The organism is Dactylosporangium sp. NPDC050588 (assembly GCF_040654975.1).
In the GTDB taxonomy this organism is placed as follows: domain Bacteria; phylum Actinomycetota; class Actinomycetes; order Mycobacteriales; family Micromonosporaceae; genus Dactylosporangium; species Dactylosporangium maewongense.
The window spans coordinates 29,384-49,917 of the sequence record NZ_JBFAJA010000035.1; the positions used below are offsets into that span (position 1 = coordinate 29,384).

General features: G+C 73.1%; 21 protein-coding genes. 9 read left to right on the forward strand and 12 right to left on the reverse strand.

The window, feature by feature from the left end; all coding sequences use genetic code 11:
• Positions 1-80 precede the first annotated feature (80 nt).
• Together AB0I21_RS24450 and AB0I21_RS24455 are read left to right on the forward strand one after the other, a co-directional pair.
• The gene (locus tag AB0I21_RS24450) at positions 81-722 is read left to right on the forward strand and encodes a GntR family transcriptional regulator (RefSeq protein WP_360564413.1); all 642 of its coding nucleotides are present in this window, start codon (positions 81-83) and stop codon (positions 720-722) included.
• A complete protein-coding gene (locus AB0I21_RS24455) occupies positions 719-1,960 on the forward strand; it encodes an MFS transporter (RefSeq protein ID WP_360564415.1) in 1,242 nt (413 codons plus the stop codon). The genes AB0I21_RS24450 and AB0I21_RS24455 overlap by 4 nt, the downstream gene beginning before the upstream one ends.
• A gap of 18 nt (positions 1,961-1,978) precedes the next feature.
• Here the strand turns inward: AB0I21_RS24455 and AB0I21_RS24460 are convergent, their stop codons facing one another.
• A complete protein-coding gene (locus tag AB0I21_RS24460) occupies positions 1,979-2,794 on the reverse strand; it encodes an NAD(P)H-binding protein (RefSeq protein ID WP_360564416.1) in 816 nt (271 codons plus the stop codon).
• 208 nt (positions 2,795-3,002) lie between these two features.
• On the opposite strand from AB0I21_RS24460, the gene AB0I21_RS24465 reads away from it, so the two are divergent.
• Complete coding sequence (locus AB0I21_RS24465; RefSeq protein ID WP_360564418.1) at positions 3,003-4,559, forward strand: alpha-L-arabinofuranosidase B; 1,557 nt, start codon at positions 3,003-3,005, stop codon at positions 4,557-4,559.
• Entirely contained in the window at positions 4,559-5,227 is a 669-nt protein-coding gene (locus AB0I21_RS24470) for an arabinan endo-1,5-alpha-L-arabinosidase (protein ID WP_360564420.1), read from the forward strand. The genes AB0I21_RS24465 and AB0I21_RS24470 overlap by 1 nt, the downstream gene beginning before the upstream one ends.
• Before the next feature lie 4 nt (positions 5,228-5,231).
• Here AB0I21_RS24470 and AB0I21_RS24475 read toward each other — a convergent pair whose 3' ends face one another.
• From AB0I21_RS24475 to sigJ, 4 genes are all read right to left on the reverse strand, one after another.
• Positions 5,232-6,026 carry an NmrA family transcriptional regulator gene (locus AB0I21_RS24475; protein ID WP_360564422.1) on the reverse strand — a complete coding sequence of 265 codons (795 nt, stop codon included), beginning with the start codon at positions 6,024-6,026 and terminating at the stop codon, positions 5,232-5,234.
• Positions 6,027-6,094: 68 nt separating this feature from the next.
• Positions 6,095-8,086 carry an RICIN domain-containing protein gene (locus AB0I21_RS24480; protein WP_360564424.1) on the reverse strand — a complete coding sequence of 664 codons (1,992 nt, stop codon included), beginning with the start codon at positions 8,084-8,086 and terminating at the stop codon, positions 6,095-6,097.
• A 45-nt stretch (positions 8,087-8,131) separates the two neighbouring features.
• Positions 8,132-8,890 (reverse strand): relaxase domain-containing protein, encoded by a 759-nt coding sequence (locus tag AB0I21_RS24485; RefSeq protein WP_360564426.1) that lies wholly within the window; start codon positions 8,888-8,890, stop codon positions 8,132-8,134.
• 64 nt (positions 8,891-8,954) lie between these two features.
• A complete protein-coding gene (gene sigJ, locus AB0I21_RS24490; RefSeq protein ID WP_360564428.1) occupies positions 8,955-9,851 on the reverse strand; it encodes an RNA polymerase sigma factor SigJ in 897 nt (298 codons plus the stop codon).
• A 152-nt stretch (positions 9,852-10,003) separates the two neighbouring features.
• Here sigJ and AB0I21_RS24495 point away from each other — a divergent pair, with 152 nt between their 5' ends.
• Complete coding sequence (locus AB0I21_RS24495) at positions 10,004-11,065, forward strand: nuclear transport factor 2 family protein (RefSeq protein WP_360564430.1); 1,062 nt, start codon at positions 10,004-10,006, stop codon at positions 11,063-11,065.
• A 9-nt stretch (positions 11,066-11,074) separates the two neighbouring features.
• Here the strand turns inward: AB0I21_RS24495 and AB0I21_RS24500 are convergent, their stop codons facing one another.
• Positions 11,075-11,542 carry an Lrp/AsnC family transcriptional regulator gene (locus AB0I21_RS24500; protein WP_360564432.1) on the reverse strand — a complete coding sequence of 156 codons (468 nt, stop codon included), beginning with the start codon at positions 11,540-11,542 and terminating at the stop codon, positions 11,075-11,077.
• Between the two features lie 77 nt (positions 11,543-11,619).
• Here AB0I21_RS24500 and AB0I21_RS24505 point away from each other — a divergent pair, with 77 nt between their 5' ends.
• Positions 11,620-12,576 (forward strand): SMP-30/gluconolactonase/LRE family protein, encoded by a 957-nt coding sequence (locus AB0I21_RS24505; protein ID WP_360564434.1) that lies wholly within the window; start codon positions 11,620-11,622, stop codon positions 12,574-12,576.
• Between the two features lie 77 nt (positions 12,577-12,653).
• On the opposite strand, the gene AB0I21_RS24510 is transcribed toward AB0I21_RS24505, so the two are convergent.
• On the reverse strand, positions 12,654-13,142 hold the full coding sequence (locus AB0I21_RS24510) for a LysR substrate-binding domain-containing protein (protein ID WP_360564435.1): 489 nt from the start codon (positions 13,140-13,142) through the stop codon (positions 12,654-12,656).
• Here AB0I21_RS24510 and AB0I21_RS24515 point away from each other — a divergent pair.
• Positions 13,114-13,497 (forward strand): M20/M25/M40 family metallo-hydrolase, encoded by a 384-nt coding sequence (locus AB0I21_RS24515; RefSeq protein WP_360564436.1) that lies wholly within the window; start codon positions 13,114-13,116, stop codon positions 13,495-13,497. The two genes, AB0I21_RS24510 and AB0I21_RS24515, sit on opposite strands and share 29 nt — an antisense overlap.
• Entirely contained in the window at positions 13,494-14,510 is a 1,017-nt protein-coding gene (locus AB0I21_RS24520; RefSeq protein WP_360564438.1) for a pyridoxal-phosphate dependent enzyme, read from the forward strand. The genes AB0I21_RS24515 and AB0I21_RS24520 overlap by 4 nt, the downstream gene beginning before the upstream one ends.
• Here the strand turns inward: AB0I21_RS24520 and AB0I21_RS24525 are convergent.
• The 3 genes from AB0I21_RS24525 to AB0I21_RS24535 form a co-directional block, all read right to left on the reverse strand.
• On the reverse strand, positions 14,479-15,390 hold the full coding sequence (locus AB0I21_RS24525) for an ornithine cyclodeaminase family protein (RefSeq protein WP_360564440.1): 912 nt from the start codon (positions 15,388-15,390) through the stop codon (positions 14,479-14,481). The genes AB0I21_RS24520 and AB0I21_RS24525 overlap by 32 nt on opposite strands.
• Positions 15,387-16,379 carry a proline racemase family protein gene (locus AB0I21_RS24530; protein ID WP_360564442.1) on the reverse strand — a complete coding sequence of 331 codons (993 nt, stop codon included), beginning with the start codon at positions 16,377-16,379 and terminating at the stop codon, positions 15,387-15,389. Before AB0I21_RS24530 ends, AB0I21_RS24525 begins: the two co-directional genes overlap by 4 nt.
• 77 nt (positions 16,380-16,456) lie before the next feature.
• Positions 16,457-17,938 (reverse strand): GAF domain-containing protein, encoded by a 1,482-nt coding sequence (locus AB0I21_RS24535; protein ID WP_360564444.1) that lies wholly within the window; start codon positions 17,936-17,938, stop codon positions 16,457-16,459.
• A 418-nt stretch (positions 17,939-18,356) separates the two neighbouring features.
• Between AB0I21_RS24535 and AB0I21_RS24540 the strand changes: the two genes are divergently transcribed.
• A complete protein-coding gene (locus AB0I21_RS24540) occupies positions 18,357-18,632 on the forward strand; it encodes a GlsB/YeaQ/YmgE family stress response membrane protein (protein WP_360564446.1) in 276 nt (91 codons plus the stop codon).
• A gap of 88 nt (positions 18,633-18,720) precedes the next feature.
• Here AB0I21_RS24540 and AB0I21_RS24545 read toward each other — a convergent pair whose 3' ends face one another.
• Positions 18,721-19,587, reverse strand: coding sequence for an alpha/beta hydrolase (locus AB0I21_RS24545; protein ID WP_360564447.1), 867 nt, complete (start codon positions 19,585-19,587; stop codon positions 18,721-18,723).
• Between the two features lie 29 nt (positions 19,588-19,616).
• Complete coding sequence (locus AB0I21_RS24550) at positions 19,617-20,420, reverse strand: hypothetical protein (protein WP_360564449.1); 804 nt, start codon at positions 20,418-20,420, stop codon at positions 19,617-19,619.
• Between the last annotated feature and the right edge of the window lie 114 nt (positions 20,421-20,534).

Here is a 20,534-nt window from a genome sequence, read left to right on the forward strand (position 1 = left end):
AGGAAAGCATACGCGACGTGCCGGCCGTCACGCGCCCTCCTTGCATGCAACGATGCATGCAAGGAGGTAGCCTGGCCGCTGTGACGATCGAGACGACCGGGTCGGCGGCGGAGCGCGCGTACGCGTACACCAAGGGCCGCATCATCCGCGGCGAGCTGGCGGGCGGTGACCGGCTCAGCGAGGGGCAGATCTGCGCCGATCTGCGGTTGAGCCGGACCCCGGTGCACGAGGCGTTCCTGCGGCTGGAGGCCGAGCGGCTGATCCGGCTCTCGTCGCGGCAGGGCGCGACGGTGTCGCCGATCCCCATGAGCGAGGCCGCCGACGTGCTGGAGATGCGCGGCGCCCTCGAGCGGACCGCGGCCGCCCGGATCGCCGCCCGCCGCCGTGACCCGGGCGAGGTGTCGCGCGCGTTGCAGGGCCCGCTCGACCGGCAGGAGACGGCCATGGCGGCCGGGGACGTCGGCGCGTTCGTCGTGGCCGACATCGACTTCCACACCGCGGTCGTCGCCCTGTCCGGCAACCCCATCGCCGAGCACTTCTACGACCTGCTGCGCGACCGGCAGCTGCGGCTCGCGTACGTGGTGCTCACCAGCACCGACGTCGCGCCCGCCGCATCGTTCGCCGACCACCGGGAGCTCGCGCGGTGCCTGGGCGAGCACGACGCCGCCGGGTACGACGCGGTGCTGGCGCGGCACCTCGCCCGACATCAGGGGCTGCTGTGACCGCGGTCGCCGCCCGGCCAGCGGCCGCGCCGACCCGGACCCGGACTCGGGCCTGGGTGCCGGTGTTCGCGGTGATGTTCCTGTGCACCTGGGCGGGCAACCAGTTCAGCCCGTTGCTGCTGCTCTATCAGCAGCGGCAGCACTACTCCACGGCCGCGGTCAACGGCTTCCTCGGCGTGTACGTGCTCGGGCTGGTCCCGGCGTTCCTGCTCAGCGGCGCGCTCAGCGACCGCTTCGGCCGCCGGCCGGTGATGGCGGCCGGTGCCGCCGCCGCGCTGGCGACGAGCGCCACCCTCACCTTCGGCGAGGCCGGGCCGTGGGTGATCTGCCTGGGCCGGTTCCTGGCCGGCGTGGCGGTGGGCACGGCCACGTGCGTCGGCACCAGCTGGCTGAAGGAGCTTTCCCAGGCTCCGTTCGACCTCGGCGCCGACGCCGGCACGGGAGCGCGTCGCGCCGCGCTGGCGTTCTCCCTGGGCTCGGCGGCCGGGGCTGTCGTCGCCGGCCTGATCGCCCAGTGGGGTCCGTGGCCGGAGGGGCTGCCGTTCCTGATCCACGTCGTGCTGGCGGCGCCGCTGCTGTGGCTGGTGCCGCGCGCGCCGGAGACCGTCACGACCGGGGGAGTGTCCGGTCCGCTGCGCGGCCGGTTGCGCGTGCCCGCGGCGGGACATCGCCGGTTCACCCGCGTCGTGGTGGTCGCCGCGCCGTGGACGTTCGCGGCCGCCGGCCTGGGGTACGGCTACCTGCCGGTCCTGCTCGCGGGCGTGACCGGCGGGCTCGGCATCGCGTACGCGACCCTGCTCACGGCCGTGGCCCTCGCCGCGGCGGCGCTGGTGCAGCCGTGGGCCAAGCGCCTCGACGCGGTGGACAGCGCCCGCGGCCTGCTCACCGGCGTGGCGGTCGTCGTCGCCGCCACGGTGCTGGTCGCGGTCGCCGTGCACTGGCAGTCCTGGCCGCTGGGCATCGTGGCGGCGACGGTGTCGGGTGCCGGTATGGGGGTCGCGATGGTCTCCGGCGTCCTGGAGGTGCAGCGCATCGCGGGCCCCGCCGGCCTGGCCGGGCTCACCGGCGTCTTCTACGCGGTCGCCTACGGTGGTTTCCTCGCCCCCACCGTCCTGTCGTTCGTCGCCGGGCGGACGGGCGTCGCCGTTCCCGCCCTGCTGCTCGGCCTCGCGGGCGTGGGTGTGGTGTGCGGGCTGCTGCTCATGCGCTCCTACCGTCGGCACCTGCCCTCCCGCTGAGTGCCGGGGCCGGTGCGGTCAGGCGGGGGCGGCGCCGAGCGCGGCGGCCGTGGCCTCACGGAGGGTGGTGGGCGGGCGGCCCAGGAGGTGCTCGAGGTCGGGGGTCTGGCGTTCGAGCATGCCGGCCTTGGCGAGGCGCATGAGGAAGCCGAGCGGGCCGGGCACGTCGTCCGTGGCGACGGCGTCGACGTGGCGGCCGGTCAGGTCGGTGACGGCCGCCGCCAGGTCCGCGTATGTCCATAGTGGACCGGTGAGGTCGTAGGAGCGGCCGAGGTGCGCGTCGTCCACCAGTACCGTCGCCGCCGCCGCTGCGAGGTCGGACCGTGGTGCGGTGTTGAGGGCACGGCCGCCGGTGCCGTCGGGAAGGGTGGTGGCGTCGCGGAGGGTCGGGTTGACGAACGCCTCGGAGTAGAAGGGGTTGCGCAGGATCGTGGCGGGGAGCCCGCTGTCGGCGATCGCGCGTTCGGTGGCGTGGTGGGCGGCGTTGAGGCCGTCGCCGGACCGGTCGGCGCCGAGGAAGCTGGTGTAGGCGACGGTCCGTACACCGGCGGCGACGGCCGCGTCGAGGGCGTTGCGGTGCTGGCGGGTCCGGCGGTCGGGGTCGAGCTCGGGGGACGAGATGAGCAGCAGCCGGTCCGCGCCCTGGAAGGCGGTGCGCAGCGTGCCGGGGTCGTCGTAGTCGCCGTGGCGGACGTCGACACCGAGGGTGGTGAGGTCGGCGCAGCGGGTGGGGTCGCGGACCGCGGCGGCGAGGGGCAGGTGCGGGTGGTGGGTGCGCAGGTGGTCGATGACGAGCCGGCCGAACGCGCCGTTCGCGGCGCTGATGATGATCACGCGCGCCAGGCAACACCGGTGGCCCGTCCGGCGCCAGCGAATTTCCGGTGGCTAAAACTTACACCGCCGTGGATGTTGGCGCTCACCTTTCAGTTGTGAGCAGCCCAAGGTGCGGAGATCGATGTGCTTGACATCATTGATGTGAGCGATAACATCGCTTCCGCCAACCGTCCGCCGCGCGTTGGCGACCACTACGGAAGGAGTCATGATGACTCAACGACCGACCCGGCGGCGCCTGCGCCGCGCCGCCCTCGCCGGAGCGTTCGCCGGGGCGCTGCTCACCGGCGTCCTCGTCGCCGGCGCCGGCACCTCGCAGGCGGCGACCAGCCAGCCGTGCGACATCTACGCCGCCGGCGGCACCCCGTGCGTCGCGGCGCACAGCACCACCCGCGCGCTCTACGGCACGTACAGCGGCCCGCTCTACCAGGTCCGCCGCGCCTCCGACAACACCACCAGGGACATCGCGCCGGTCAGTGCCGGCAGCTATGCCAACGCCGCCACGCAGGACAGCTTCTGCGCCGGCACGTCGTGCCTGATCACGATCATCTACGACCAGACGGGCCGCAACAACCGGCTCACGCAGGCGCCGCCCGGCGGCTTCAACGGCCCCGCCGCGGGTGGTTACGACAACCTCGCCAACGCCACGGCCGCGCCGGTCACGGTCGGCGGGCACAAGGTGTACGGCGTGTTCGTGGCGCCCGGCACCGGGTACCGCAACAACGCCACCAACGGCATCGCCAAGGGTGACCAGCCGGAGGGCATGTACGCGATCTTCGACGGCACCCACTACAACGGTGGCTGCTGCTTCGACTACGGCAACGCCGAGACCAACAGCCGCGACAACGGCAACGGCACGATGGAGGCCATCTACTTCGGCAGCAACAAGGTCTGGGGCTACGGCGCCGGCAACGGCCCGTGGATCATGGCCGACCTGGAGAACGGCCTGTTCTCCGGCGTGAACCAGCGCTACAACGCCGGCGACCCGAGCATCAGCCACCGGTTCCTCACCGCGATCGTCAAGGGCGAGCCGAACCACTGGGCGATCCGCGGGGGCAACGCCCAGTCCGGCAGCCTCGGCACGTTCTACAACGGGGCCCGGCCGAACGTCGCCGGCTACAACCCGATGAAGAAGGAGGGCGCCATCATCCTCGGCATCGGCGGCGACAACAGCGTCGGCGCCGCCGGCACCTTCTACGAGGGCGTGATGACGTCGGGCTACCCGTCGGACGCGACGGAGAACGCCGTGCAGGCCAACATCGTCGCCGCCGGCTACGGCACGTCCGGCTCCACCAGCGGCCCGGCGGTCGGGTCGAACGTGTCGCTGCAGGCCACCACCGCGTGCTGCACCACCCGGTACATCAGCCACTCCGGCGCGACCGTCTCCACCCAGGTGGTCAGCGCGTCCAGCTCCGCCACCGACAAGAGCAACGCGTCGTTCACGGTCCGCGCCGGCCTCGCCAACAGCGCCTGTGTCTCGTTCGAGGCGCGCAACGCCGCCGGCAGCTACCTGCGGCACCAGAACTACCAGCTGTTCCTGCACGCCAACGACGGCTCGGCGCTGTTCGCCTCCGACGCGACGTTCTGCCCGCAGACTGGCCGCAACGGGCAGGGCAACTCGTTCGCGTCGGCGAACTTCCCGGACCGGTTCATCCGGCACTACAACAACAACGTGTACATCGCCAGCAACGGCGGCTCGAACGCCTGGGACGCGACCGGGCTGTGGGCCGACGACGTGAGCTGGGTCCCCGCGCCGGCGTGGGCGTGATGGGGGAGCCGGACCTCTCGTTCCGCAACGGCCGCTACTACCTGTACTACTCGGCGTCGACGTTCGGCTCCAACCACTCGGCGATCTTCCTGGCGACCAGCACCACCGGCGCGTCCGGCAGCTGGGCCAACCAGGGTCTCGTCGTCGAGTCCCGGACGTCGGACAACTTCAACGCCATCGACCCGAACCTGCTGGTCGACGACCAGGGCCGGTGGTGGCTGTCGTTCGGGTCGTTCTGGACCGGCATCAAGCTGATCCCGCTCGACCCGGCCACCGGCAAGCGGTCCGGCACGACGGTGCACAGCCTCGCGAGCTACGGCCCGGGCATCGAGGCGCCGTTCATCGTCAAGCGCGGCGCCTGGTACTACCTGTACGTGTCGTTCGACCGCTGCTGCCAGGGTGCGAGCAGCACGTACCGGGTGATGGTGGGGCGTTCGGCGAGCCCGACCGGCCCGTACGTCGACAGGGCCGGTCTCGCGATGACGTCCGGGGGCGGCACGCAGGTCCTGGCGTCGCACGGCAGCATCCACGGCCCGGGCCACGAGGCGGTCCTCGCCGACAGCGACGGCGACCAGCTCGTGTACCACTACTACGCCGACAACGGCGCGTCGCTGCTGGGCATCAACCGCCTCGGCTACGACGCGGCGGGCTGGCCGTACGTGTACTGAACCGTCATACGATCCAGGTGCCGGCCGTCTGCTTGGCGTAGTCGGCGAAGTCCCGGGGCTCCCGGCCGAGGATGAGCCGCACGTCGTCGGTCAGGTGGGCGTTGCGGCCGTCGAGCACGGTCGTGAACAGGTACATCAGCAGGTCGGCGAGCTCCGGCGGCAACTGCGCCGCGTAGTCGGCGGCCGGCACCTGGACGAACGTGATGTCGCGGCCGGTCGCGGCGGCGATCTCGGCGACCGCGCCGGCGAAGGTGAGCAGGCGCGGGCCGGTCAGCTCGTACACCTGGCCGTCGTGGCCCTCCTCGGTGAGCGCCGCGACGGCGACGTCGGCGATGTCGTCGGCGTCGACGAACGGCTCCGGGACGTCGCCGACGGGCAGCGCGACCTCGCCGGCGAGGACCGGCTCCAGGAGGTGGTCCTCGCTGAAGTTCTGGTTGAACCAGCTGCAGCGCAGGACCGTCGACTCGACGCCGGCGGACCGCACGATCTGCTCGCACACGGCCGCCTCGTCCTCGCCGCGGCCGGACAGCAGCACGAGCCGGGTGACGCCGGAGGCGGCGGCGAGGTCGGTGAACGCCTGGATGGCCTGCGGTGCGCCGGGTGCGGCGAGGTCCGGCTGATACGACACGTACACGCTGCGGACGCCGGACAGGGCCGGTTGCCACGTCGCCGGGTCGGTCCAGTCGAAGGGTTGCGGGGCGGTGCGGGAGCCGATACGGACGGGGACGCCGGCGCCGCGCAGGCGTTGCGCGACGCGGCGTCCCGTCTTGCCGGTGCCGCCGAGGACAAGCGTTGTCATGCACCCATCTCAGCGCGCGGACCGGCGGCCTTCCATGGCTGGGACTCGCGGATGCATGTCCAGGCGTCTTACGGGAAGTTGAGCAGGTACACGTTGTTGGTCGTGGAGTTCGCGGCCGCGCCGGTGTTGTTGATGACGTGCGAGATGGTGCCGACGCCGCCGAGGGACACGATCGCCATGTTGTGGAACTTGACGCCCGCCACGGCCGGGACCTCGAAGGCGCGGGCGGACGCGACGCTGTTGTTGACGTTGAAGAAGCAGTAGCTGCCCAGGCCCCATGCCTCGAACGTGGTGACCGCGGAGCCGACCTTGATCGCCGGGTAGCCCTGGGTGGAGCCGTTCATCCACGCGGCCTGGTTCGGCGGGTCGTACGGCATCTCGTTCTGGAAGAACACGATCCTGCCGCCGGCGCCGTTCCAGACGACCTCGTTCTTCTGGTAGTGCTCGACGAACAGGCCGGTCGCCAGGACGTTGTCGCCGTTGACGGTGAGGCCGTTGTCGGCGGTGTTGACCGTCCAGCCGACGCCGCTGCCGTGGTCGGCGCGCCACGCCCAGATGTGGTCGATGATCGTGTTGTTGGTGTTGACGACCAGGCTGTTGGTGGCCTTGCCGGCGACCATGCCGCCGATGCGGAAGAACACGTCCTGGATCGTGGTCGGGTTCGCGGCGTGCGACACCCCGGTCTTGGCCAGGCCGACCTTCAGCAGCGTGTCGCTGTTGGTGGTGCCGGCGTCGAAGAGCAGGCCCTTGAGCCGGACCCCGTCGACGTCGGCGACGTCCATCGCGTTGACGCCGTTGTCGGGGATGATGGTGGCGTACCCGAGGCCGAGCACGACCGTGTTGGCCTTCGTGACGTGCAGCGTCTGGTTGACGTGGTAGACGCCGGGGGTGAAGAGGACGTTGCAGCCGTTGGCGAACGCCGTGTTGATCGTCGCGGCGGAGTCGCTGGGCCTGGCGACGTAGAAGGTGCTCATCGGCAGCGACGAGCCGGGCGTCGAGCCGCCGGCCCAGCTGGGCCCGGACGCGTTGGTGCGCAGCGACGGCAGGAACACCCGGTACTTGCCGGCGCCGTCGATGTACAGGTACGGCACGTCCCGCGAGACGGGTGTGGTGCCGAGGGTGGTGTACCGCGGGCCGGCGGCCGGGTTGGTGTTGAAGTTCGTGGCCGGCGCGCCGGGGGTGCCGGAGAAGACCATGTTCCAGTTCGAGCCGCTCCAGCTGCCGAGCGTGCTGTCCTTGGTGTACCACTGCTGCTGCGACGCGGACTCGGTGTTGCCGTCGATCTTCGAGTCGGAGATGTAGCCGCCGCTGGCCCAGCCGTAGCTGGCGGGGAACAGGTTGAGCCCGCCGATGATGTGCATCCGCCGGAACGGCGCCGCCTGCGCGACCGCCCACCGGTTGGTGCCGCCGAGCGTGTTCACCGACAGGTTCTCCGTCGAGCGCCAGAAGTTCTGGGTCGCGTTGCCGGCGTCGCTGGCGTTGAAGGCGTCGACGGTGACCGCGCCGTTGATCCTGGTGTCGTCGGGGTTGAGGCCGAGACCGGCGATCGAGGTGTTGAACCCGATGTTGGCGCCCACGTTGTACGGGGTGGCGCTGGGCTTGAACAGCAGCGCGTCGCGCCTGGTCGCGAACTGCGCGGTCTGCGTGCTCTTCTGCGCCTCGAAGACGCTGTTGAGCGAGGACTGGATCGCCGCGTCGCTCATCCCGTGGTCGTACACGTGGACGTTGGGGCCCAGGTCCGGGGTGTCGGAGTAGGTCGGGCAGGTGCCGCTCGGCGGCGGTGTGGTGGTGACGGCGAACTTCTGGGCGCCGGTGCCGTTGCAGTCCCAGATCTGCAGCCGGGTGCCGTTGGCGGTGGCGCCGCTGGGGGAGTCCATGCACCGTCCGGACTGCGGGTTGCGCAGCGACCCGTCGGCCTGCGCGACCCACTGCTGCGCGCCGGTGCCGTTGCAGTCCCACAGCTGGAGCTTGGTGCCGTTGGCGGTGCCGCCGCTGGTGATGTCGGTGAGAGCGCTCTCAGCACTGCCCGAAGTGTCACGTCGGCGTCTCCGGCATGTCAAGTGCTTCGATGCCGTCGATGGCTCCGGGGAGCTGCGTGCGGCGGGTCAGGACGCGCCGGCGGCGCAGCCGGTGTTGCTCCAGTACGCCTCGTCGTCGATGAGCGCCGCGGGCACCCCGTCGAGCTCGAAGGTGTGGCCGGTGCCGGCGAGGGCGGTGTTCCTGACCTGGTAGCCCAGCACGCTCAGCCGGTGGGCGAGGTCGGCGCCGGCGACGGCGTCGCACTCGCGCTGGAGGTCCTCGCCGGCGAGGGTCGGCTCGTGCGGCGCGGTCAGCGAGCCGTCGCCGTCCTGCACCGCGAACAGGCAGCCGTGCACGTGCAGGACGGGCGGGACGGCACCAGGGTCGGCACCAGGGACGGGCGAGCGGGTGCCGACGGCGTGCAGCACCAGCGCGGCGACGAACGACCGGGGCAGCCGTGTGCCGCCGGCCAGCGGCGCGATGCGCGTCAGGTGCGTCAGCAGGGTGCGGCCGCCGGCCAGCACGGCCTGCTCGATGCCGGCCCGCCCGTCGGTGCCGAGCAGCGACCAGGCGACCGACACCGAACGCGGCGCCATGAACACCAGGTCGTAGAAGACCGGCTCGCGCAGCACCCGCGCCGGCGTGCGGGTGTGCCGCCCCTCGAGGACCGCGACCAGGTCCCGCACGTGGACCTCGGCGCCGGGATCGAGCCCCAGCTGCCGCAGCGCGTCACCCGCCCCGGCCCACGCGCTCGCCGGCGGGCCTTCGCCGAACGCCCGGGGCGACAGCCCGTCGTCCAGGAGCCGCCCGGCGAACGCGCCGGCGGTGACCTGATCTTCGATCAAGGGGTGCCCCTTCCGTCGATGCGATCATCGACAGGAGTACCACATGCCGGCCGGCGCCGCCGCCTCAGGCGGTCATCCACTGCCGGAGCTTCTCCGGGTTGCGGACCACCCAGATGCGGGTGATCCGGTCGCCGGTGACGGTGAACGCGAACACCGTCAGGGTCCGGCCGGCGTGCCGGGCGACCAGGCCGGGCCGCCCGTTGACGGTGCGTTCCAGGAACGTCGTGTCCCGCGGGGCCCGCTCGGCGATCTCGACCCAGGCGCGGGCGATCCGCGCGCCGCCCTCGATCGGCTGGAGGAAGGTGGTGGCCAGGCCGCCGCCGTCGGCGACCGCCGTGGCACCAGGGTCGAGCAGGCCGATGAGCGCGTCGACGTCCTTGGCCTCCCAGGCCGCCTTGAAGGCCCGGACGACGGCGGCCTGCCGGGCCGGCGGGGTCGCCGGAGGCTGCGCGGCGCGGATGCGGCGGCGGGCCGACGAGGCCAGCTGGCGGCACGCCGCCGGGGTGCGGCCGACGATCTCGGCGATCTCGGCGAACGGGTAGCGGAAGACGTCGTGGAGGATGAACGCGACCCGTTCGGCCGGCGTCATCGACTCGAGCATCACGAGAAACGCCATGTTGACGGACTCGTCGAGGGTGACCCGGTCGGCGGGATCGGCCGGGTCGGCCGGGGCGCCGCCGGTCCACTCCGTGCGGTCGGGCAGCGGCTCCGGGAGCCACTCGCCCACGTAGCGCTCCCGCCGGGCCCGGGCCGAGCCGAGCAGGTTGAGGCAGATGCGGCTGGCGACCGTCGTCAGCCAGGCGCCGGGCGACTCGATGGCCCGCTGCTGCTCGCGGGGCATGGCGTACCAGCGGGCATACGTCTCCTGCACGGCGTCCTCGGCCTCCGCGAGGGAGCCCAGCAGCCGGTAGGCCAGATTGATCAGCTGACGGCGCTCGTTGACGATCGCTGGGGTGGTCATGGCCGCGACGGCTCCCTCGGTGGCAGGTGCTTCACCGGTACGACACGGCAGCCCCCCGGATTGTGAGGTCGGCCTCGTCGCCTCACACTCCGGTGCGCTGTGCTGTCGGACCCGGTGAGACGAACCCATCATCCAACGGGCAGGGGACACCGATGACGGACTTCCAGGCGATCGCGGACCGCGTCGAGATCGAGGCGCTGCGCGGCGAGTTCACCGACGCGGCGATGATGCGCGACCGCGCCCGCCTCGCCGCGCTGTTCACCGACGACGGCGTGCTGCGGATGCCGAACATCCCGGTCGAGCTGGTCGGGCCGGCGCAGATCCGCGCCGGGGGTGAGCGGCTGCAGGCCCAGTGGGAGTTCTTCGTGCAGAACACCCACCCCGGCACGGTCCAGCTCGACGGCGACACCGCGACCGGCCGCACCTACATCCAGGAGATCGCGCGCACCCGCGACGGCCGCCAGGGGCAGAACTTCGCCATCTACCACGACCGCTACCGGCGCACCGGCGACGGCTGGAAGTTCGTGGAGCGGGTCTACGAGGTCAGGTACCTGGACACCAGCCCGCTGGCCGGCTCGGCGCCCGCCGCCACGGACGCCGAACCCTCCGCGTTCACCGGTGCGGCGTCCGAGGCGCGGCTGCAGCGGACCGCGGCGGCGCTGCGGGCGAACAACTTCGCCGTCGAGGTCCTCGACGACGCCGCCGCGGCCCGGGCCCGCGTCGAGGGGCTGATCCCCGAGGGCGCCAGCGTGTTCACCGGTGCCAGCGAGACGCTGCGGGTGTCCGGCATCGACGCGGACATCAACGGCGGCGGGCGCTACGACGCGGTCAAGTCACGGACCCTGACGATGGACCGGGCCACCGGCACCCGCGACATCTGGCGGCTGATCGCCAGCCCCGACGTCATCGTGGGCAGTGTCGCCGCGGTCACCGAGACCGGCTCCCTCGTCGTCGCCTCGGCCAGCGGCTCCCAGCTGCCCGGCTACGCCGGCGCCGCCGGCCACGCCATCTGGATCGTCGGCGCGCAGAAGGTCGTGCCCGACCTGAACGCCGCCCTGCACCGCGTCGAGGCGCACTGCCTGCCGCTGGAGAGCGCCCGCGCCCAGGCGGCCTACGGCCGGCCCAGCGCCGCGAACCGCGTGCTCATCCTCAACGCGGAGCTCGAACCCGGCCGCGGCACCGTCCTGCTGCTGCGCGAACCCATCGGATTCTGAAGCGCGCCGTCAGGCCTGCGGCGAGACGGGGCGCTCGAAGAAGGTCTCCAGCACCACGGTGGCCTGCGTGCCGCTGACCCCGTCGATCGCGTAGATCCGGCGGAGCACATCCTGCAGGTGGGTGGTGCTCGTCGTCCTGACCTTCACCATGACCGACGCGCTGCCGGCGATGACGTGCGCCTCCAGGACCTCGGGCAGCGCCGCGAACGCGTCCGCCGAGTCGCCCATCCAGGCGTCCGAGTCGACCATCACGAAGGCCAGGACGCCGCCGCCCACGGCGGCCGGGTCGACCTCGACCGTGGTGCGCCGGATGACGCCGCGCTCGCGCAGCTTCCGCACGCGCTCGTGGGCCGCGCCGGCGGACAGCCCGACGGCCCGGCCCAGCTCGGCGTAGGGCTGGCCGGCGTCCTCCTGCAGCTTCCCCAGCAGCGTCCTGTCGATCTGGTCCACGGTCCTCCGTCCGGCTGTTGCTTGCATTCACCGTACCGCATCCTGCACTCTGAGCTGAAGACAGGATGTGGTTCGGTGCTTGCAGGAACTGGGAGGAAGTTTCCATGAGCGGTGATTCCCCCGCGCTGTACGAGATGTTCGACGACCGGTTCCGTGCGGGGCGGTGCATGAACGGTGACGAACGGCTGGAGGTCCTGCACACGGGCTGCCGGTGGGCGGAAGGGCCGATCTACCTCCCCGCCTGGCGGCAGGTTATCTGGAGCGACATCCCCAACGACCGGATGCTGCGCTGGGACGAGGAGACCGGCACGGTCAGCGTCTTCCGCCGCGGCGCCGGGCACCCCAACGGCAACACCCTCGACCGTCAGGGCCGGCTGGTCACCTGCGAGCAGGGCAACCGGCGGGTGACCCGGACCGAACCCGACGGCACCGTCACCGTGCTGGCGGACCGGTGGCAGGGCAAGCGCCTGAACAGCCCGAACGACGCCACGGTGAAGTCCGACGGGTCGATCTGGTTCTCCGACCCGGACTTCGGCATCACCAGCGACTACGAGGGCTACCGGGCAGACAGCGAGATCGGCTCCAACAACGTCTACCGGATCGACCCCGCCACCGGCGAGGTGCGGCTGGTCGCCGACTGCTTCGGCGCCCCGAACGGCCTGGTCTTCTCCGCCGACGAGCGGCAACTGTACGTCTCCGACACCCGGGCGGGCGTCATCCGGGTCTTCGACGTCCGCGACGACGGCACCCTGTCCAAGGACCGCATCTTCGCCGAGGCGGCGACCCGCGACCGGGCCCGCTTCGACAACCTCCGCTTCGACGACGCCGGCCGGCTCTGGGCCGCCGCGATGAGCGACGGCGTGCACTGCTACGACCCCGACGGCACGCTGCTCGGACGGCTGCGGGTCCCCGAATCGGTCGCCAACGTCTCCTGGGGCGGCGCCAAACGCAACCGCCTCTTCATCGCCGCCGAGACAAGCCTCTACTCCGTCGTCATGGGCGTCACCGGCACACATCCGACCGGACCGGGACGCCGGCCCTGGCTGGACGGTCAGCGGTAGCCGAGCGCCCCGCCCCACACGTCGCGGCCGTCGGCCCAGGTGCGGAGCCACCCGCGCACGGAGCCGGTCAGGTCCGGTCAGCTGGGCAGCGCCGAGGTGAGGGCCTGGCGGAGGGAGCGGATCGCGGGGTGGTCGGCGTGGCCCTGGCGGACGGCGGTGGAGATGCGGCGGTGGGACTGGGGCTTCGGCAGCGGGCGGGTCGCGACGGTGGGGCGGCGGCCGCGCCAGGTGAGGTAGGGCAGAAACGCGGCGGCGTGGCCGGACTCGACGAGGCGGACGTGCAGCAGCAGGTCGCTGCTCTCGTAGCGGACGTCGGGCTCGAAGCCGGCCTTGCGGCAGACGGCGACCGCCCACGCCCTCGCCGCCGTCCCCGCGGGCTCCAGCACCCACGGGTGACCGGCGAGGGCGGCGAGCGCCGCCTGGTTCTGCGGGGTGCGCACCGTCCGCGGGTGCGCCAGCCTGATCGGGTCGACGCACAGCGGCGCGACGTCGATGCCGGCGGCCGGCGGCTGCGGGCTGTCCGGGTACTCCTCGACGATGACCAGGTCGACGCTGGAGCACCGCATCCGGCAGCTCGCCGACGGGATCTGCGCCGCGCACGGCGCGACGGCAGAGGTCACGTACACGCACGAGTTCGAGCCGACCGTCAACGACCCCGCCGCCGTGGCGACCGCGCTGACCGCGGCCCGGCTCACCGTCGGCGCGGACCGCGTCGACGGCGACACCCCGCCGTGGACCGCCAGCGAGGACTTCGGCGCGTTCAGCAACCGGGTGCCCGGCTGCTTCGCGCTGCTCGGCAACGGCGCCGGCGGCCCGTCGCTGCACAGCGCCGACTACGACTTCAACGACGACGTCCTGAGCACCGGCGTCGCGTACTACGTCAACCTGGTCCGCACCGCGCTGCCGGCCGCCACCACATGACGGCCGCGAACCCGCTCCGCGACCCGGCCTGGCGCTGCGAGCCCGCACCCGCCGAGGTGCTGGACTTCCACCGGCGGCTTCCCGGGTACGCCCCGACCCCGCTCACCGAGCTGCCCGAGCTGGCCGCCGCGGCCGGTGTCGCCCGGCTCTACGCCAAGGACGAGTCGACGCGGCTGGGGCTGCCGGCGTTCAAGGCGCTCGGCGCGTCCTGGGCGATCCACCGGGCGCTGCGCGCACGGCGCGGTGCGGGGCAGGCGACGATCGTCACCGCGACGGACGGCAACCACGGCCGCGCCGTAGCCCGCTTCGCCCGGCAGTTCGGCCACCGCGCCGCCGTCTACGTGCCCGACGGCGTGCACCCGGCGGCGGTGCGGGCGATCCGCGACGAGGGCGCCGACGTCACCCACGTCCCCGGCGACTACGACACCGCCGTCGCGGCCGCCGCCGCTTCCTCCGTCGGCGGGGACGGCGGAGAAGGCGGGGACCGGCTGCTCGTGCAGGACATGGCGTGGGACGGCTACGAGGACGTGCCGGGGTGGATCGTCGACGGGTACTCCACCCTGTTCGCGGAGCTGCCCGTCCGTCCCGACCTGGTCGTCGTCCCCGCCGGCGTCGGCTCGCTGCTGCAGGCCGCGCTCACCCACTACCGCAGCCGCGGCGCCCCGCCCGGCACGGCGGTGGTGAGCGTCGAGCCGGACTCCGCCGCGTGCGTCCTGGCGAGCGTCGCCGCCGGCCACCCGGTCACCGTCGCGACCGGCACGACCAGCATGGCCGGGCTCAACTGCGGCACCGTGTCGAGCCTCGCGTGGCCGTACATCAGCAGCGGCCTCGACGCGTGCACCACCGTCACCGACGCCCAGGCCGCCGTGGCGATGCGCGACCTGTCCGCTTACGGCGTCGACGCCGGCCCCTGCGGCGCCGCGCCGCTGGCCGCGCTGCGGTCGCTGCGGGCCGCCCCGGACAGCACCGTCGTGCTGCTGGTCACCGAGGGCCGCGCCGCGAACGCGCATTGACGGCGGCCAGGACGGCCTCCGCGGTGACGAGGTCCTGCCAGGCCATGCCGACGCTCTTGAACAGCAGCGGCCGGTCGGCGGGCGGGTGGGCGCGGCCGGTGACGACGTCACGCATCGGGACCAGGTCCTCGGGCCGCAGTCGCCGCTCGTGGACGGCCATGCCGACGTCGCCGGCCTCGCGCAGGGCGGTGGCGGCGTCCTCGACGACGACCGTCGCGCGGGCGCACAGCGCCGGCGGCACCTCGCGGGCGTCGGGCTCGTGCGAGCCGACGGCGATGACGGTCGCGGTGTCGCGGATCAGGCCGGCGTCGAAGAGCGGCTCCCGCGCGGTCGTGGCGCAGACGACGACGTCGGCCTCGCGCAGCACGTCCTCGACCGGCCGGTCGCCCGTGCGGCCGCGGGTGAGGTGCGTGACGGTCGCGATGGGGAGCACCGCGGCGAGGGTCTCGGCGTGCCCGTGCGCCTGCGGCCCCGCCCCGAACACCGCCACCCGCAACGGGTCCGGCATGGTTTGCAGCCGCGGCAGGACGGCGGCGACGGACACCGCCGGCGTGCGCAGCGTCGTCAGCGCCGTGCCGTCCAGCACCGCGACCAGGCCCAGCGACTCGGCGTCGAACAGCAGGTAGGACGCCTGGATGCGGGGCAGCCCTCGGGCCGGGTTGCCGGGCGCGACGGTCGCCACCTTGATGCCGGCGTGGGTGCCGGTCGCCTCCGACGGCATGAGCAAGAACTGGCCCGCCCGCACGGCGACGGCGTGCCGCGGCGGGTCGGCGGCCGGGTCGAGGCCGGCCCGCAGCGCGGCGGTGATCGCGGCGACGGCCGCGGCGGGCCCGCACGCGTCCCGCACGGCGTCGGCGTCGAGGATCAGCGGCCCGGTCACCGCAGCACGAACCCGGGCACGAGCGGGTCGGCGGGGTCGACGACGAACGTGTGCTCACCCGTCCGGTACGCCATCCCCGTCACCTGCGGGATGACCGCCGCCCGCCCGTCGACCGTGGTGGCGGCGACCACCGTGCCGGCGAACACGGACCCGACGATGGACTCGTGCCGCAGCGTCACCGCACCGTCCCGTTCGGCGAGCGCGGCGAGCCGGGCGCAGGTCCCCGACCCGCAGGGCGACCGGTCGACCTCCCCGTCCGCGAACACGGTGACGTTGCGCTGGTGCACCTGGCCGTCGGCCACCCCCAGGTCCTCGAACAGGATCGTGCCGTACACGCCGCTGAGCCGCGGGTCGCTGGGGTGCACGGCGTGCGGGCCGTCGTTGAGCGCCCACTTCACCTCCCGCCCCAGCGCGATCAGGTCCTGATAGTGGCCCGGGTCGACGCGCAGCCCGGCGGACGCCGCGTCGACGCAGGCGTAGATCGCCCCGCCGTAGCTGACGGTCACCGCGAGCGCTCCCCGGGACGTGCTGAGCGGCACGTCACGGGCGATGACGTAGCTCGCCACGTTGACGAAGTCGACGGCGACGCTCCGCCCGGCGTCGCGGTGCACCCGCGCCGTGACCCTGCCCGACGGCACGTCGATGACCACGTCGACCGTGCCGTCCCGCGGCGCCTCGACGATCCCGGTGTCCACCGCCCACACCCCGAGCGCGATCGTCCCGTGCCCGCAGGCGGTGGAGAACCCGTCCTTGTGCCAGAACAGCACTCCGAGATGCGCCCCGTCGTCGTCGGGCGGCACGACGAACCCGCCGTACATGTCGGCGTGCCCCCGCGGCTCGAAGCACAGCAGCTCCCGCAGCCGCTGCGCGTCGGGGCTGTCGATCGCCCGCACCCGCCGCTCCGCGACGCTCTGTCCGGGCAGCGCCACCGGTGGCTCCGCCACGATCCGGAACGGCTCCCCGGCCGTGTGGTAGTCAGCCGTCGACACGGCAGGCACGATCACCACCCCATCTTGAACCATCCGCACCCGCGCCGCGGCGCTCGCCCGCACCGCCGGGGGGCCGTTCACGCGTCGGTGAGGGCGTGGAGCAGCTGCCGGGCGGTGCGGCGGCCGTGGATCAGGGCGTTGCGGCGGCGGGCGAGGACCGGGCTGGGCGCGGTCGGGTGGTGGTGGGCGGCCATGCGGGCGGTGGCGAGCATCAGGTTGACGGTGAAGGGATCCAAAATGTCGGCGTCGGTGACGCGGTTGCGCAGTTCGCGGCGGGCATCGGGGTCATGGGCGGTGGTGAGGTAGAGGGTGGCGAGGTCGAGGCCGGTGAGGTACATCCCGGCGGCGCCGAAGTCGAGCAGGCCGAGCCGGCCGGAGGGCAGCTGCTGGATGTTGTGGGGCACGAGGTTGCCGTGGGTGAAGGTGCGGACGTCGTCGCAGCGTCGCAGGAGGGCGAGGGTGCGGCGGGCGTCGTCGTCGGTGAGGTGCCCGGCATGGTGGTGCGCGGCGATGCTGCGCTCGTAGTCGACGTGCCAGCGCTGCAGCGCGTCGCCGGGTGGCAGCCAGGTGGACAGCAGGGCGGCGGTGTGGATGATCCGGCGGACCTGCTCGATGTCGAGATCGCTGACGGTGTCGGGGCCGTCGCGGAGCGGGTCGCCGATGGCGCGGGTGAGGATGAGGACGCGGTCGTCGTCGCTCCAGCGGTACATGCCGACGACGACGGGCGGCCGGTGGCGGTCGAACGCCCGGGCCACGTCGATGTGGCGGTGCAGGCTGCGGCGTGCCGCGTCGGTGTCGACGAGACGGAAACCGACGGCGACGGGTTCGCCGTGCAGCCGCGCGGCGCTGACCAGGAACGTGGCCGTGGTCCGAAGCGGCGGCCGGCCGTCGAACACCAGGCCGCTGGGCAGTCCCGCGGTCGACCACAGTCCGTCGCGGGCCGGATCGTCCTGACCGGTGCCGCTGTCGCGGCCGTCGCTGCCGCAACGCTCGTCAGGCGGTGGCGGGCGGTGCGTCGCCGTGGCGTGGGAGAGCGCGTGCAGGGCCGCGCTGCAGTCGGTGGCCAGGGCGTCGAGGTCGGCGAGCTCCTCCGAGGACCAGTCTCTGGGCTGGTTGTCGATGGCGCACAGGGCGCCGAGGACCTGCCCGTCGCGGGAGGTGAGCGGGGTGCCGGCGTAGGCCACGACACCGAGGTCGCGGATCGCGTCGTTGGTGTGCAGCAGCGGATGACGGCGGGCGTCGCGCACGACGAGCCGGTCGTCGGTGCCGACGACGTACTGGCAGAACGAGTGCGTCAGTGCCGTCTGGCGGCTGTGTTGCCACAGCTCGGGGAGCCCGGCCGCGCCCGGGAAGATCTGGCGGTGCGCCTCGACGAGCACCACCAGAGCGACCGGCGTGCGGAGCTTGGCGCGGACCTGCTCGGCGATCGTGTCGAACCGGCGGTGCGGCGCGTCCCTCAGCCCCGTCGCGGCGACGGCCTGCAGCCGGTCGTGGTTGCGGACCGTCGCGGCGGACCGGACCGGGTCGATCGGCGGCGGAAGGAACCATGGATCGGTCATTGCGGCTCCTTCCCCGCGCCGTCCAGCCCCGCGCCGGCGCGATGAGCTCCGGTGCTCCACACCACATTGCCAGCAGTCTGCAACTGGACCCGGCACCTGTGGCGACGTCGGGCATGGTCGATGCGCCGCAACGATGGTGGCACGAACCAGCGCCCCGCACATCGGTGGCCCGCCGATGCGGCCATCATCGACGCGAGGTTCTGTTCAACATCGCCACCAGCCGCTCGCCATATCGACATCTTCGCTGCCGAGCTGTGGCGGTCCGACCCGGCGCTGTTCGCCGCCGTGAGCCATCTGCCGAGAATACGAACCCGGACCGCAGGAATGAGCGGCCGGGTCAGCCGCAGACGGTTTGGTAGCTCCTCCGGCCGGGCACGTACGCCGACGTAGCGCAACCCCGCAAATCTGGAGGCATCAGATGGCTGTCGGCGGCATCATCTCCGCGCTCATCATCGGCCTGATCATCGGCGCGCTCGGGCGCCTGGTCGTGCCCGGCAAGCAGCACATCCCGATCTGGCTGACCATCGTCATCGGCATCGTCGCCGCCCTGATCGGCACCGCCATCGCCGGTGCGATCGGCGTGGCCAACACAGCGGGCATCGACTGGATCGAGCTCCTCATCCAGGTCGTGCTGGCCGCGGCCGGCGTGTGGCTGGTCGCGGGCCTCTACGCCCGCCGCGGCCACCACGTGTAGCGGCCCGACGAGGGACTCGGCCAGGCAACTTCAGGAACAGGGCGACGGCGCGGACCAGACGGTCCGCGCCGTCGCGGCGCTCCGGTCGTCACTGTGCGGTGAGGACCTCGGCGAGCCGCGCGGTGGCCCGGGGGGTGGTGAGGATCGTGTAGTGGTTGCAGTCGGGGACGAGCTCGGCGCGCAGGGCGGTCTGCGCGGTCCAGTGGTCGACCACGGGCTGCGGGAGCAGGCCGGGCTCCTGGCCGAACATGCCGCGCGGGGCGTGCAGCAGGTCGGCCGGCAGGCGCAGCGCGCGCAGGTCGTCGCCGAAGCTGCCGGCGTTGACGAGCAGGTCGCGGCCGTCCTCCGCCACGGCGGCCGGGGACACCCGGGAGCGGATCGCGCCGGGGTCGCCGGTGGCGTCGTAGCGGGCGTACGCGTCGAGGTCGGCGCTCCAGTCCGCGGCGAGCGCCGGGTGGTTGCGGAACACGTCGACGTAGGCGTCCTCGGTCGGGAACGTCATCCTCAGGCGGGTGATCGCCGGGCCCAGGGTCGCCTCCAGGACCGCGTCGGGGTCCGCGCCGGGCGGGACGGGCAGCGGCAGGCCGCCGTCGATGAGCACGAGGCGCCGGTACAGGCCGGGCTCCCGGACCGCGGCCCGCAGCGCGGCGTATGCGCCCATCGACTGGCCGGCGAGGACGACGGGCCGGCCGAGGTGGCGGGCGGCGGTGGCGAGGTCCTCGGCGTGGCGGTCCATGCCGAACGGGCCGGGGAGGCCGTTGCTGCGTCCCCGGCCGCGCAGGTCCACGGCGAGCAGCGTCCAGCCGGCGGGCAGGGCACGGGCGAGCGCCGCGAACGCCATCGCCGAGGCGGTGATGCCGTGGGCGGCGAGCACGACCGGCGCCGCCGGGTCCTGCGAGCCGGACCGCAGGGCGTGCAGCGGGCCGTCCGGCGTGGGGATCTCGACGCTGTCCATGTGGTGTGGTTCCTCCGGACTGTGCAGGGTTACGGGGCGAGGGCGTTGCGGCGGACGTCGGAGAAGGTGCGGGTGTCGGTACAGATGCCGCAGCGTGGACCGGTGAACTCGGCGCCGGCGGCGGTGTCGCCCATGAGCTGGAACCGGAACCAGGCAGTCGTCGGCGCGGCGAACGGGCCCGGGTCGCCGACGACGGTGAAGTGGTCGGCGCCCCGCAGCTCAGCGTAGATCGCCGGGATGTGGTCCGCGTCGTTGTAGAACGCCTTCACCAGCGCCGGGAACACGATGCTGTCGAACTGGCCGGCGAGCAGCAGCGCGGGGACGTGCACGGCGTCGATGTCGGCGAGGGGGCCGGGCTGGATCGGCAGGATCGCGTCGATGCGCGGGTCGGCGCCGACGACGATCGCCGCGGCGCCGCCCTGGGAGTGGCCGGACGCGCCGATGTGGGCGAGGTCGACGTGGTGGTGGAAGACGCTGCCGGGGTCGGCGTCGGCCTGGGCGAGGGCGTCGATGCCGAGGCGCATCGAGACGCCGAGGTTGGAGGTGGGCGTGTTCGCGGCGGAGACGATGAAGCCGTGGCTCGCCCAGTACAGCAGCAGGTCACGGTAGACGAGCGGGACGCCGCCGGTGCCGTTGCCCCACACGATCACCGGGTGCCGGCGGGGGCTGGTGGCGATGTCGCGCGGGTAGTACAGGGTGTTGACGACACCGACCTGGACGGCGGTCGCGTAGGGGCCGGGCGCGTCCCAGGCGTCCGCGGCGGCGGCCGGTCGGGCGGGGACCAGCAGCGCGGCCACGCACAGCAGCGCGGCGAGGCCGTAACGGTGAGACATCGTGCCTCCTCGTTGGTTGGGGGTCCTCGAATCGTCGCGCCGGCCGCGGCCGGTGTCTGTGCGCACTTGCGGCAATGATTGACGCGCGGGTTTGGGCAATGTGACGATGCCGGC

Excerpts from the sequence above, each read along its gene's own strand:
- AB0I21_RS24465 (WP_360564418.1), top strand. The coding sequence starts at position 3,003 with ATGACTCAACGACCGACCCGGCGGCGCCTGCGCCGCGCCGCCCTCGCC.
- AB0I21_RS24470 (WP_360564420.1), top strand. The coding sequence starts at position 4,559 with ATGGGGGAGCCGGACCTCTCGTTCCGCAACGGCCGCTACTACCTGTAC.
- AB0I21_RS24475 (WP_360564422.1), bottom strand. The coding sequence starts at position 6,026 with ATGACAACGCTTGTCCTCGGCGGCACCGGCAAGACGGGACGCCGCGTC.
- sigJ (WP_360564428.1), bottom strand. The coding sequence starts at position 9,851 with ATGACCACCCCAGCGATCGTCAACGAGCGCCGTCAGCTGATCAATCTG.
- AB0I21_RS24495 (WP_360564430.1), top strand. The coding sequence starts at position 10,004 with ATGACGGACTTCCAGGCGATCGCGGACCGCGTCGAGATCGAGGCGCTG.
- AB0I21_RS24500 (WP_360564432.1), bottom strand. The coding sequence starts at position 11,542 with ATGCAAGCAACAGCCGGACGGAGGACCGTGGACCAGATCGACAGGACG.
- AB0I21_RS24505 (WP_360564434.1), top strand. The coding sequence starts at position 11,620 with ATGAGCGGTGATTCCCCCGCGCTGTACGAGATGTTCGACGACCGGTTC.
- AB0I21_RS24515 (WP_360564436.1), top strand. The coding sequence starts at position 13,114 with ATGACCAGGTCGACGCTGGAGCACCGCATCCGGCAGCTCGCCGACGGG.
- AB0I21_RS24510 (WP_360564435.1), bottom strand. The coding sequence starts at position 13,142 with ATGCGGTGCTCCAGCGTCGACCTGGTCATCGTCGAGGAGTACCCGGAC.
- AB0I21_RS24520 (WP_360564438.1), top strand. The coding sequence starts at position 13,494 with ATGACGGCCGCGAACCCGCTCCGCGACCCGGCCTGGCGCTGCGAGCCC.
- AB0I21_RS24535 (WP_360564444.1), bottom strand. The coding sequence starts at position 17,938 with ATGACCGATCCATGGTTCCTTCCGCCGCCGATCGACCCGGTCCGGTCC.
- AB0I21_RS24540 (WP_360564446.1), top strand. The coding sequence starts at position 18,357 with ATGGCTGTCGGCGGCATCATCTCCGCGCTCATCATCGGCCTGATCATC.
- AB0I21_RS24545 (WP_360564447.1), bottom strand. The coding sequence starts at position 19,587 with ATGGACAGCGTCGAGATCCCCACGCCGGACGGCCCGCTGCACGCCCTG.
- AB0I21_RS24550 (WP_360564449.1), bottom strand. The coding sequence starts at position 20,420 with ATGTCTCACCGTTACGGCCTCGCCGCGCTGCTGTGCGTGGCCGCGCTG.